The sequence below is a fragment of the Paenibacillus sp. BT-177 genome, assembly GCF_025846815.2.
Classification (GTDB): Bacteria; Bacillota; Bacilli; order Paenibacillales; family Paenibacillaceae; genus Paenibacillus; species Paenibacillus polymyxa_C.
On record NZ_JAOYTP010000020.1, the window covers coordinates 1 to 15150 of the forward strand.

1 protein-coding gene is annotated in these 15150 nt (G+C 53.3%); it reads left to right on the forward strand.

Translation table 11 applies throughout. The features are described from left to right. A partial coding sequence (locus OIU26_RS25595; RefSeq protein WP_436449214.1) for an amino acid adenylation domain-containing protein occupies positions 1-14982 on the forward strand: 14982 nt, incomplete at its 5' end. Positions 14983-15150 lie beyond the last annotated feature (168 nt).

Here is a 15150-nt window from a genome sequence, read left to right on the forward strand (position 1 = left end):
ATTGCCGGACGACCGCATGCCGAACTGGAGAGTCTGGTCGGTGTATTCATTAACACACTGGCGATTCGTAATTATCCGTGTGGCGACAAATCGTTCCTGGATTATCTGCAGGAGGTCAAAGAGCATGCGCTCCGTGCGTATGAGCATCCGGACTATCCGTTTGAAGAACTGGTGGAAAAGCTGAATGTAGCGCGGGATACAAGCCGGAATGCGCTGTTCGACACGATGTTTGAATTGAAAACGTTGGAGCAGCGGGAGTTCGAGCTGGAAGGGCTGACCTTGAGCTCCTATCCACTGGACAATCAAACGGCAAAATTCGATTTGAGCTTGGAGGCGATAGAGCAGCCGGAAGGTATTCTGTGCAGTCTGGAATACAGCACAGTGCTGTACAAGCGGGAGACCATGACGCGATTGGCACAGCATTTTGCGGAAATCGTTCGAGCGATTGCCTATCATCCGCAGCAGCCACTGGCAGTTTTGAATATGGTAACCGATGAGGAACAAGAGCAACTCATCTACGGTTTTGGAGAAGTGGGCGTAACGGATGTTGCTGCGGTTGAAGCAGGAGCCCTGTTCCATACCTATGTGGAAGAACAGGCTCAGCTTATACCAGATCACGTGGCGGTGGTATACGAGGAGCAACAGCTTACGTACCGGAAACTGAACGAGCGTGCGAACCAATTGGCGCGCAGACTAAGAAATGAAGGCATTGGACGCGAATCGATTGTCGGCATTTGGAGTGAGCGCTCGGTAGACATGCTGGTCGGTGTGTTGGCGGTCTGGAAGGCTGGAGGCGCATATGTACCGCTGGATGCAGACTATCCGTCCGAACGCATTCGTTTCATGCTGGAGGATAGTGGTGCGACGGTGCTGCTAACGCAAACCGGTTTGCAGGAGCGCGCACAAGCATGGCTGAATGAAAGCTACGTGGCTTTGGGCGATGAAAAAGCTAAGGGTGAGCTGGAAACAGCGGCTGGTGCTGAAACGATGGAAAGAGACAACCTGAATGAAGGCTTAGGCTTGAAATCAGATTCGAAGTCTGACAGCGAAGAAGCATCCAAATCAGCAACAGGGCTGCGTCTGCATACCGTATTGGCATTGGACGATGAGTCGCTGTACACCGGGGATGCCACGAATATCGACCCGATCAATGAGCCGCAGGATCTGGCGTATGTGATTTACACCTCTGGGACAACGGGACGTCCGAAGGGCGTCATGATCGAGCATCGCAGTTTGGTCAATACGGCTGCGGCGTATCGCCGGGATTACCGTCTGAGCGAGTTCCCGGTACGACTGCTGCAATTGGCAAGCTTCTCCTTCGACGTGTTCGTCGGGGATATTGCGCGGACGCTTTATAACGGTGGAACGATGGTCATTTGTCCGAAAGACGATCGGATTGATTTTAGCCGTCTGCACGGATGGATTCGTGATTATCAAATTACGGTGTTTGAATCAACTCCGGCCCTGATCGTACCGTTTATGCAGCATGTGCATGAACAGGGGCTGGACATGAGCAGCATGGAACTGCTGATCACCAGCTCAGACAGCTGCAGTGTGGCGGATTACCGGGTGCTGCAAGAGCGGTTTGGCGCAGATATCCGCATCATGAACAGCTATGGCGTCACGGAAGCGGCGATTGACTCCAGCTTCTATGACGAAGAGCTGTCGAAGCTGCCAAGCAGCGGTCATGTGCCGATTGGTCAGGCATGGCTGAATGCACGCTTCTACATTGTGGACAGCCAGCTGAATCCGGTGCCGATCGGCGTACTGGGCGAACTGTGCATCGGCGGAGCCGGGGTCGCACGGGGGTACCTAAACCGTGCGGACCTGACGGCGGAAAAATTCGTAGCGAACCCATACGTACCGGGCGAACGACTGTATCGCACCGGCGACTTGGCGCGGTGGATGCCGGACGGCAATGTAGACTTTATTGGCCGGATGGATGATCAGGTCAAAATCCGGGGCTTCCGGATTGAACTTGGCGAGGTGGAAGCGCAGCTGCTGACTGTGGATGGCATTGAGAAAGCCATCGTTACCGCCTGGGAAAACGAAAACGGAGACAAAGATCTGTGCGCGTATGTCGTAGCCTCGGAGGCGCTGAATTTGCCGGAGCTGCGCAGCACACTCCAGCCCAAACTGCCGGGCTACATGATCCCGACGTATGTCGTACCACTGGATCAATTCCCGCTGACACCAAACGGAAAAATTGACCGCAAAGCGTTGCCAGCACCAGAAGCGCGCCTCGAAGGAGGTACGGAGTATGTTGCGCCGCGGACCCTGCTGGAAGAGCAGATGGTACGTATTTGGCAAAGCGTTCTGAATCATCAGCGGGTAGGCATCCAGGATAACTTCTTTGAAGTGGGGGGACATTCACTGCGTGCCATCACCCTGATGGCGAAAATCCATCAGGAGCTGAATCACAAGCTGGCCTTGCGAGATATTTTCCAATATCCGACGATTGAGCAATTGGTGCAGGTGATGGGTGAAGATCAGGCCCAGCAAATGTATGTATCCATACCTGTGGCGGAGGAGCGCGAATATTATCCCGTTTCCTCGGCGCAAAAACGGATGTACGTGCTGAGTCACATGGAAGGTGGAGAGGTGAGCTACAACATGCCAGGAGCTTTGGTGATCGAAGGCTCCTTGGATAAAAAGCGACTGGAACAAGCCTTCCGCCAGCTGATTGCCCGTCATGAAACCCTGCGAACCCGATTCGAGATGGTGGATGGCGAGGTGATTCAGCGGATTGAATCTAACGTCCCATTCAGCGTGGAGTATGTGCAAGCAAGCGAAGAAGAGACACCGCAGTACGCACAGGACTTTGTACGTGCATTTGATCTCGCACAAGCTCCGTTGCTGCGGGTTCAGTTGATCGAAAACGGACCGGGGCGTCACGTTATGCTCTATGACATGCACCATATTATTTCGGATGGCGTCACGGAAGGAATTATCGTGCAGGAGTTCTCTCAATTGTACGAAGGCAAGGAGCTCCCGCCACTGCGTATTCAGTACAAGGACTATGCCGTTTGGCAGCATGCAGATATGCAAAGTGAACGTCTTCGTGCGCAAGAAAGCTATTGGCTGAACACCATGTCTGGTGAAATTCCGGCACTGGATATGCCAACGGATTTTACAAGACCCGCCGTACAACGTCTGGAAGGAACTCGATTTGAGTTTGCGATCTGCATGGAGGACAGCGAGCAGTTGAAGCAGCTGGCCGCGCAAACCGGATCCACCTTGTACATGGTATTGCTTGCAGCGTATAGCACACTCTTGCATAAATACACGGGTCAAGAGGACATCATCGTCGGCACGCCGATTGCCGGAAGACCACATGCGGAGCTGGGTAGCCTAGTAGGCGTATTCCTGAACACGCTGGCGATTCGCAATTATCCGTCTGGTGACAAAACGTTCTTGGACTACTTTCAAGAGGTCAAAGAGCATGCGCTCAGTGCGTATGAGCACCAGGAATATCCGTTTGAAGAACTGGTTGAAAAGCTGAATGTAACGCGGGATACGAGCCGGAATGCGCTGTTTGATACGATGTTTGAGCTGAAAACATTTGAGCAGCAGGAGTTCGAGCTGGAAGGGCTGACCTTCAAGCCGTATCCAACGGACGATCATACGTCCAAATTTGATTTGACCTTGGATGCTGTAGAGCAGCCAGAAGGCATTCTGTGCAGTCTGGAATACAGCACGGCGCTGTACAAACCTGAGACCATCGCGCGCTTTGCACAGCATTTTACTGAACTCGTACGAGCCATTACACTGCATCCAAAGCAGCCACTGGCAGCTTTGGATATGGTAACTGTCGAGGAAAAAGCACAAATCCTCTATGGTTTTGGAGATGTAGGCGTATCAGATGTTACTGCGGTTGAAGCAGGAGCACTGTTCCATACCTACGTGGAAGAACAGGCCCAGCTTGTACCGGATCATGTGGCGGTGGTGTACGAAGAGCAACAACTTACGTACCGCACACTGAATGAACGTTCGAACCAACTCGCTCGCAGACTGCGAAATGAAGGCATTGGACGCGAATCCATTGTCGGCATTTGGAGTGAACGGTCGGTAGACATGCTGGTCGGCGTACTGGCGGTGTGGAAGGCTGGAGGCGCATATGTGCCGCTGGATGCAGATTATCCGTCCGAACGCATTCGTTTCATGCTGGAGGATAGCGGCGCGACGGTGCTGCTGACTCAAACCAGTTTGCAGGAGCGCGCACAAGCATGGCTGAGTGAAGGCCAAGGGGCTCTGGGCGTAGGAAAGACCGAGGGTGAGTTGGAAACAGCGGTTAGCGCTGAAACGATGGAAAGCGACCGCCTCAATGAAGGTGTGAGCTTGAAAGCAGATTCGAAGTCTGACAGCGAAGCAGCATCCGAATCGGCAACAGGGCTGCGTCTGCATACCGTACTGGCATTGGACGATGAGTCGCTGTATACCGGGGATACGACGGATGTTGAACTGATCAATGAACCGCACGATCTGGCGTATGTGATTTACACCTCCGGCACAACCGGACGTCCGAAGGGCGTCATGATTGAGCATCGCAGCTTGGTGAATACGGCTGCAGCGTATCGCCGGGATTACCGTCTGAACCAGTTCCCGGTACGACTGCTGCAACTGGCCAGCTTCTCTTTCGACGTATTCGTCGGGGATATTGCGCGAACGCTCTATAACGGCGGCACGATGGTCATCTGTCCGAAAGACGACCGGATTGATCCAAGCCGTCTGTACGGATGGATTCGCGATTACCAGATTACCGTGTTCGAATCGACTCCGGCCCTGATCGTACCGTTTATGCAGCATGTGCATGAACAGGGCCTGGACATGAGCAGTCTGGAACTGCTGATCACCAGCTCGGACAGCTGCAGCGTGACGGATTACCGAGTGCTGCAAGAACGGTTTGGCACAGATATCCGCATCATCAACAGCTATGGCGTTACGGAAGCGGCGATTGACTCCAGCTTCTACGACGAAGAGCTGTCGAAGCTGCCAAGCAGCGGGAATGTGCCGATTGGTCAGGCATGGCTGAACGCACGTTTCTACATCGTGGACAGCCAGCTGAATCCGGTGCCAATCGGCGTACTGGGCGAACTGTGCATCGGCGGCATCGGGGTCGCACGGGGCTACCTGAACCGTGCGGACCTGACAGCCGAGAAATTCGTAGCGAACCCATACGTGCCGGGTGAACGTTTGTATCGCACAGGTGACTTGGCACGGTGGATGCCGGACGGCAATGTGGACTTTATTGGCCGGATGGACTATCAAGTCAAAATCCGGGGCTACCGGATCGAGCTGGGCGAGATTGAAACGGCGATTCAGCGGGTGCCGGGTGTGCGTCAAGCCGTAGTCATCGACCGGACAGACGAGCGTGGACACAAGTATTTGTGTGGATACATTACGGGAGAAACCGAGCTGCGGATCGAGGAAGTACAGGCAGCCCTGGAAGCAGGACTCCCCGCGCACATGGTGCCTGCACGCTTGATGCGTCTGGAGGTCATTCCGCTGACCAGCAACGGCAAAATCGACCGCAAGGCCTTGCCAGAGCCGGAAGGCAGCATCCATACGGGAGCAGCTTATGTGGCCCCGCGTACGAAGGTGGAGCAAGTACTGGCTGCGGTATGGGCCGGAGTGCTGGGCGTAGAAGCCGTAGGCACGCAAGATAACTTCTTCGAGCTGGGCGGCGATTCGATCAAAGCTCTGCAAGTCTCGTCCCGCTTGCTGCAAGCCGGCTATCGACTGGAGATGAAAGACCTGTTCAGCCATCCAACAGTGTCTGCATTGGCGATGAAAGTCCAATCGGTTACCCGATTGGCGGATCAAAGCCAAGTGGTGGGCACTGTGAAGCTGACACCTGTTCAACACTGGTTCTTTGAGCAGAACTTGACGGATGCTCATCATCATAACCAATCCATTATGCTGCATAGCAAGGACGGTTTTAATGTAGCGGCGCTGTGTACAGCGATGGATCAAATGGTTAGTCATCACGATGCACTGCGGATCGTTTTCCGCCTTACCGAGCATGGATATGAAGCTTGGAACCGCGCCATTGGCGAGGGTGAGCTGTATACGCTGGAACGTATAGACTTCAGCCATGAGACTGAAGTGTCTGCGGCGATTGAGGCCAAAGTAAATAAAATTCAGGCGGGCATTCATTTAAGCGAAGGACCGCTGGTGAAGCTGGGGCTATTCCATTGCCCCGATGGAGATCATTTGCTGATAGCTATTCATCACTTAGTAGTAGATACCGTATCCTGGCGTATTTTATTCGAGGATCTTACGACAGCCTATGAACAGGCACTGCACGGACAAGCGGCTCGTCTTCCGCACAAAACGGATTCGTTCCGCACCTGGGCTGAGGGACAGTCTCACTATGCGAACGGTCCAGCAATGGAAGCAGAGCTCGCATTCTGGAAAGAAGTGGAACAGGGAAGGTATGAGCCGCTTCCAAAAGACGAATCACCTTCTCATTCCTTGAATAAAGACAGCGAGCTTATGACGGTCACATGGACAGCTCAAGAAACGGAGCAGTTGTTAAAACAGGCGCATCGTGCCTACAACACGGAGATGAATGATTTGCTACTGACCGCACTCGGCATGGCTATTCATCGCTGGGCGGGGATTGAACGCGTACTCGTCAACTTGGAAGGCCATGGACGGGAGTCCATTTTGCCAGAGCTGGATATTACGCGCACGGTGGGCTGGTTTACGAGTCAATTCCCGGTTGTGCTGGATATGAGCGCAGGACAAGATCTTTCACAGCGCATCAAACAGGTGAAAGAAGGGCTCCACCGGATTCCGCAAAAGGGCATTGGCTACGGGATACTGAGATACTTGTCCGCCGCATGCGAGCAAGAGCGTTTTGGAACCGAACCTGAAATTAGCTTTAACTATCTCGGACAATTTGACCAGGATATGCAACATCAATCCATTGGCGTGTCTCCCTACTCTAGTGGTGCCGAGCTTAGCGCATATGCAGCCAGATCACACACGCTGGATCTGAACGGGTTGATTTCGGAAGGTCAATTGCAATTGACGATCAGCTACAGCCATCAGGAATATCGCAGGGAAACGATGGAGCGGCTAGCTGAAGCGCTCAGAACCAGCCTGCAGGAAATCATCACGCATTGTGCGGGCCGCAAACAGCAGGAGCTGACGCCAAGCGATGTCATGCTTAAACCTGTAACCTTGGCCGAGCTGGATCAGTTGGTCGAACGGACGCGTGACATCGGGGAACTGGAAAATGTATATGCCTTGACACCGATGCAAAAAGGCATGTTGTTCCATAGTCTGATGGATGCAGAATCAGGGGCTTATTTCGAACAAACGACCTTTGATCTACACGGACGTTTCCAAGCAGATATTTTCCAAGATAGCTTGAATCAACTGGCGCAGCGGCATGAGATCTTTAGAGCCAATTTCATCAGCGGCTGGCAGGATGAGCCCGTACAGGTGATTTTCCACCATAAAGATGTTGGTTTTAGATATGAGGATTTGCGTCATTTGGAAGATCAGGAACGTGACGTGTATGTGCAGGAATTTATTCGCCAGGACAAGGCAGCTGGATTCGATTTGTCCCGGGATGCGTTGATGCGCGTGGCGATTTTGCGGACAGGTGATGAGGATTATTATTTTGTATGGAGTTCTCATCACATCCTAATGGACGGCTGGTGTGTGGCGTTGGTAACGGATGAGGTGTTTGAGGTTTACTTTGCAGCGATAGAACATAGAGAACCGAAGCTCGCCCCCGTGACTCCATACAGTCAGTATATTGAGTGGCTTGAAGCACAGGATGTAGAAGCAGCAGCCTCATACTGGAAGGAATATTTGCTGGATTATGATCAACAAACGTCGATTCCGACCGGAAAAGTAGGCGCGAAAGCGGACGGCGAACAATTTGAGCATGTACTGTGCGACCTAGGTAAGGATTTGACAGGACGCATGGAAATGGTAGCCAAGCAGTATCACGTGACCACCAATACGCTCCTACAAACGGCCTGGGGCTTACTGCTTCAAAAGTACAACGGTAGTAACGACGCCGTCTTTGGCGGTGTAGTATCGGGTCGCCCGGCAGATATTTCAGGGATCGAAAACATGGTGGGCTTGTTCATTAACACCATTCCAGTACGTATCCGTAGTAAGGCTGAGGACACCTTTGCCGACCTGATCAGAACGAATCAGCAGCAGGCGCTGGCTTCTCAAGATTACGAAACGTATCCGCTGTATGAAATTCAAGCCTTGACCGAGCAAAAGCAAGAGCTGATCCAGCACATTATCGTGTTTGAAAACTATCCGGTGGAGGAGCAGGTCGAGCAGCTTGGCGAAGGTGCGGAATCGGATTTTGTCATCAGCAATGCAGGGATGATTGAACAAACCAACTATGATTTCAATCTGGTCGTCATGCCGCAGGAAGCGATGAAAATCCGATTCGAATACAATGCGAAGTTATATGATCGGGAAGCGGTGGAACGGACGCAGGGCCATTTAATACAGCTGCTGGAGCAGGTGGTAGCGCAGCCGGACATTCAAGTGCAGGAGCTGGATGTGTTAAGCGAGCAGGAACGCGAGCAAATTCTCCGTGTATGGGGAGATACAGCCGCCGAGTATCCAAGCGAACAAACGATTCATGGCTTGTTCGAAGCACAAGCCGTGCAGACACCGGAACAGCCAGCGCTGTACTTCGAAGGAGAGCAGTTGACCTATCGCGAGCTGAATGAACGTGCGAATCGTCTGGCTCGTACCTTGCGCAGTCAAGGCGTGACGAAGGATCGGCTGGTGGGTCTGATGACCGAGCGTTCGGTAGACATGATCGTGGGCATCTTCGGCATTTTGAAAGCCGGAGGTGCATATGTGCCAATCGATCCGACGTATCCAGAGGAGCGTATCCGCTATATGCTGGGTGACTCGGGAGCAGAGTTGTTGTTGACGCAAAGCCACTTGGTGGACAAAGTAGCTTTCGACGGTCAGGTGCTGGTGCTGAATGGGGCAGAGAGTGTGCATCACGAGGATGGCTCCAATCTGGAGTCGTTGTCTGGTCCGAACGATCTAGCGTATGTGATTTATACGTCAGGTACGACGGGACAGCCGAAAGGGGTTATGCTGGAGCATCGCGGTCTGTGTAATCTGAAAACGTATTTTGATCAGGAATTCCAGATCAGCGCGTCGGATCATACATTGCTGTTTGCCAGCTATTCGTTTGATGCAGCTTGCTGGGAAATATTCCAAGCCCTGTTCTGTGGTGCCACGTTGTACATGCCAACGTCAGAGACGATTTTGGACTATGAGAGATTCGAGCATTACATGACAGAACATCAGATTACGATAGCGACATTACCACCGACCTATGCGGTCTATCTGGAGCCAGAACGGATGCCAAACCTGCGTATTCTGATCACTGCCGGTTCAGCCGCTTCAACAGAGCTGGTATACAAGTGGAAGGATCATGTAGCGTACTACAACGGCTACGGTCCAACTGAAAACTCGGTGGCGACATCCATCTGGCCAGTATCCAAGGATGAGAGAGCAGGACAGCTGATTTCTATCGGCCGCCCTGTACCGAATCACCGGGTATACATGGTGGATGTACATGGACATTTGGCTCCAACAGGCGTAGCGGGTGAGCTGTGCGTATCCGGTCCAGGTCTGGCGCGTGGCTATCTGGATCGTCCAGAGCTGACGGCTGAGAAATTTGTACCGAATTCATTTGCGGCTGGCGAAGCAGGTTATGAACGAATGTATCGTACGGGTGACTTGGCAAGATGGATGCCGGATGGCAACATTGAATATTTGGGCCGGATCGACCATCAGGTGAAAATCCGGGGTTATCGGATCGAGCTGGGCGAGGTCGAGACACAAATTTTGAAAGTAGAGAGCATACAAGAGGTCATCGTACTGGCCCAGGCGGACGAGCAGGGACAAAACCAACTGGTGGCGTACTTTGTTGCCGAACGTGACGTGAGTGCGGGTGAGCTGCGAAGCTTACTGGGTGAGGAGCTACCAAACTACATGGTGCCTTCGTACTTGGTACAGCTGGAACAAATGCCGCTGACACCGAACGGTAAAATCGACCGCAAGGCCCTGCCAGCACCAGAAGGCAGCCTGCAAAGCGGAGCCGACTATGTCGCACCGCGGACGTGGGTGGAAGTGAAGCTGGCGCAAATCTGGCAGGACGTGCTGGGCCTGGCGCAGGTCGGCGTGAAGGAAAACTTCTTCGAGATTGGTGGACATTCCCTGCGGGCGACGACACTGGCCTCGAAGATTCACAAAGAGCTGAACAAGCCACTTCCACTGCGTAGTATTTTTGAAGCACCAACGATTGAGCAACTGGCCGTTGTACTGGAACAGCTGGATCAAGTGACGTATGCCTCTATTCCGGTAACGGAAGAGCGCAGCTTCTATCCACTGTCCTCGGCGCAAAAACGACTGTATGTGCTGCATCAGTTCGATCCGCATGATGTGAACTACAACATGCCGTCGGTGCTGCAAGTGAGCGGTCCGCTGGATGTGAAGCGGGTGGAACATGCATTCCGTCAACTGATCGCTCGTCATGCGTCCTTGCGCACCCGTTTTGATCTGATCGACAGTGAGCCGATGCAATGGGTTGAGGACACGGTGCCGTTCGAGGTGGAATATACGAAGGTACAAGCAGAGGGTGCGACTACGGATACAGACACGAGGGTCGGCAAGAAAGTGGATGAGCTGGTGAGTCGCTTTGTCCGTCCGTTTGATCTCAAAGCTGCGCCGCTGCTGCGAGTAGGCTTGGTGGATCTGGGCGTCCAGGGAGTAGAGCAGGAATCTCAACATCTGCTTATGCTCGATATGCACCACATCGTCTCGGATGGGGTGTCGATGGGGGTACTGACTGAAGAATTTGTCCGCTTGTACGACGGTGAAGAGCTGGCGCCACTGCGGATACAGTACAAGGATTATGCTGTATGGCAGCAAAGCGAAGCCCATCAGGAATGGATGCAGCGGCAGGAAGCGTACTGGCTGGACACCTTCCGGGGTGAACTGCCTGTACTGGATCTACCGACAGACTTTGCCCGTCCGGCGGTGCGTAGTACAGCAGGCGATACCGTGGTGTTCGGACTGGAACGCGAAGTGAGCGAACGCCTGAAGGAACTGGCGGCGCACACCGGCTCTACACTGTATATGGTGTTGCTGGCGGCGTATACCGCCCTCTTGCACCAATACAGCGGCCAGGAGGACATCGTCGTCGGCACGCCGATTGCCGGACGACCGCATGCGGATTTGGAGCCGATCCTCGGCATGTTCGTCGGTACGTTGGCACTGCGGAACTATCCGACAGCAGAACATACCTTCCGCAGCTACGTGGAAGAAGTGAAGGTTCGCGCCCTGCAAGCCTACGAGCATCAGGACTATCCATTTGAGGAACTGGTGGAAAAGCTGAATGTGAAGCGGGATATGAGCCGCCATCCGCTATTCGATACGATGTTTACCCTGCAAACGACCGAGGAGGGCGAACTGCAACTGGCAGACCTGAGCTTCCGTCCCTACGGCCTGGAACAAACGCCAGCGAAGTTTGATCTGACGCTGGAAGCCAGAGAGGAAGAGGCAGGCATCCAGTTCGGATTGCAGTATGCAACTGCGTTGTATCAACGGGAAACCGTTGAACGGATGACTCGTCACTTTATTCGCTTAGCCGAAGCCGTCGCGGCGAACCCGGATGCGAAGCTGGGTGAGCTGGAGCTGATTACGACAGAAGAAACAGAACGAATTCTGAAGGTGTTCAATGATCCGAACGCACATAGCGTGCGTGGAACACTCCAAGGCCTGTCGCTCAGCGAGCGTTTTGAAAAGCAAGCGAAGAACCATCCTGAGCGGATAGCCGTGGTGTCTGGGGACATGGCGCTAACCTACGCTGAGCTGAATGAGCAGGCGAATCAATTGGCCCGCGTGTTACGTGCGAATGGTGTGGAAGCGGATCAGCCAGTAGGCGTACTGCTGGAACGTTCTGCGGATCTTCTGGTGAGTATTCTGGGGGTACTGAAGGCCGGAGGCGCGTATGTGCCGATGGATACGATGTACCCACAGGAGCGCATTGACTACATGCTCCAAGACAGTGGGGCACCAGTCGTGATTACAAGCAGAGCCGCCACTCTCTCGCTCAGACTGCCGGTAGCAGTACAAGCTGTAGTTCTGGACGATGAGGGCGTTCAAGCTCACTTGGGAGAACAGGATGCAAGCAACCTGGTTCCTGTCTCCGGCCTGCACAACCTGGCCTATATGATTTACACGTCAGGTACAACCGGTCAGCCGAAAGGAGTCATGATCGAGCAGGGCAGTGTCAGCAATCTGGTAGAGGCTCTATACGAGCGCGTATACAGCCGGTATGATCAGCCGCTTCACATCGCATGGCTGTCGGCCTTTGTATTTGACGCTTCGGTGAAGCAAATCTTTGCCAGCTTGCTCTTAGGCCACACCTTGCATGTGGTGTCCCGTGACGTCAGCCTGAGCGGAGAGCATTTGATCGCCTACTATCGCACGCACCGAATCGATCTGTCGGACGGCACACCTGCGCACCTGCATATTTTGAACGAAAGTGTCAGCGTGACCGAAGCGCCTGAAGTGAAGCACTACCTGATCGGGGGCGAAGCCTTATCCGTGCAGTTGGTAAAGGTGTTCCTACACAAATGGTCCGGGTATCGTCCGGTCATTACGAACGTGTATGGTCCGACGGAAACGACGGTAGATGCGACGGCTTATACGATTGAAGATGTAGAGTCCCTGCATGTACTGCTGGAAAAAGGGGAGCATACGGTATCCATTGGAACGCCGATAGCGAACCAGGCAGTATATATCCTGAACAACCAGCAACAGCTGGTGCCGATTGGTATCGCGGGTGAGCTCTATATCGGAGGTGCAGGTATCGCACGAGGATACCTCAACCTGCCGGAACTGACGGTTGAGAAGTTTATTCCGAATCCGTTCGCTGATGCGGAGGCAGCCGATCAAGCGGACAGCACTTTCGCAAACCGGATGTACCGAACGGGCGACCTGGCAAGGTGGCTACCGGATGGCAGTATCGAGTATTTGGGCCGGATCGACCACCAAGTGAAAATTCGGGGGTATCGGATCGAGCTGGGCGAGGTTGAAGCGCAGCTGCTGACCGTGGACGGCATTCAAAAAGCCGTGGTCACAGCCTGGGAAAACGAAGACCGACACAAGGATCTGTGTGCCTATATCGTAGCTTCGGAGTCGCTGAGTTTACCAGAACTGCGGAATGCGCTGCAGCCGAAGCTGCCGGATTATATGATCCCGACGTATGTGGTACAGCTGGATCGTTTCCCACTGACGCCAAACGGGAAAATCGACCGGAAGGCGTTGCCAGCACCGGAAACACGCCTTGAAGGAGGTCTGGAGTACGTTGCACCGCGGACGCCGTTGGAGGCCAAGTTAGCGCAAATCTGGCAGGATGTATTGAAGCTGTCCAGCGTAGGCGTCACCGACTCATTCTTCGATGTGGGGGGGCACTCCCTGCGGGCAACGTCGCTGGTGGCCAAAATCCATCAGGAACTGGGCAGCCGAATGACACTGCGTGAAGTGTTCCAGCACTTTACGATTGAGCAGCAAGCCCAGCTCATCGCAACGCATGGCACAGATGCCTATACGGTGATCCCTGCCGCGACGAAACAAGCCTACTACCCTGCTTCCTCGGCGCAAAAACGACTGTACATTTTGAGCCATCTGGAAGGTGGAGATGTCAGCTACAATATGCCGGGTGTATTAGTAGTGGAGGGGCCGCTGGAGGCCGATCGACTGGAGGATGCGTTCCGTCAGTTAGTGGCCCGCCATGAAACGCTGCGAACTTCCTTTGAAATGGTGGACGGCGAGGTCGTGCAGCGGGTTTACGATCAGGTTGAGTTTGCCGTAGAACGCCTGCAGGCTAGTGAGTCCGAAGCGGAAGTGTATATCGAGTCCTTTGTACGCAGCTTCGATCTTCGGCAGGCACCGCTGCTGCGTGTCCGTCTTATTCAAACCGGACCCGAGCGCCATCTCCTGATGTACGACATGCACCATATTATTTCAGACGGGGTATCGTCTAACAATATCGTGCAGGAGCTGGGACAACTGTACGAGGGACAGGCCTTGGAGCCGTTGTCCATTCAGTACAAGGACTATGCGGTGTGGCAGCAGCAGGAAATGCAGCGTGAGTCCTACCAGCGCCAGGAACAGTTTTGGCTGGAGCATTTAGCCGGGGAATTACCGGTACTGGATTTGCCGATTGCTTATCCTAGACCTGCTGTTCGCAGCTTCGAGGGAGCAACGTATGAGTTTACCGTGGACCCGAATGTATCTGAGCAATTGCGCCAAGTGGCGGCACAGACCGGAAGTACGCTGTACATGGTGCTGATGAGCGCCTACACCGTTCTGCTGTCCAAATATAGCGGTCAGGATGATTTGATCATCGGTACGCCAGTAGCAGGTCGTTTGTTACCTGAACTGGAGCCGCTGATCGGCATGTTTGTCAATACACTAGCCATTCGGCACCAGCCACAGGGCAACTCAACGTTCCACAGCTACCTACTGGAAGCCCGAGATCGTACGTTACAAGCCTTCGAGCATCAGGAGTATCCGCTGGAAGAGCTGGTGGAAAAGCTGGATATAGTACGGGATGCAAGCCGTAATCCGTTGTTTGATACTATGTTTGTACTGCAAAATACGGAGTCGCAGGAAGCGAAGCTTGAAACGTTGTCCTTCAGTCCTTATGTGCAGGAGCATCGTATTTCCAAATTTGATTTGACCTTGTCCATGAGTGATGAAGACGGGCAGATCAAGGGTTCCTTTGAATATTGCACGAAGCTGTTTGGCGCCGACGCTATTGAACGATTAACCGGAGATTTGATAGCGATCCTGTCACAGGTTGCGGCCAATCCAGATTTGCAATTAAGCGATATTCAGGTGAACTTGGGTGAACAAGCAGAAGGCTTCTCACCGGATTCCATCGACTTTGTTTTCTAGATCAGTTTTCAGGTTTCTAAAAGGCAATGATTTCACTTTGCATGTGCAAAGGGCAGCGGCTTCGTCCGACTGCCCTTGCCTGCAAAGTATTCTTTTTCCGATACAACGCTCATCTACGTAACAACGCACCATTCCAACCGGGGTACAGACCCCATAAAGCAGGAGGGA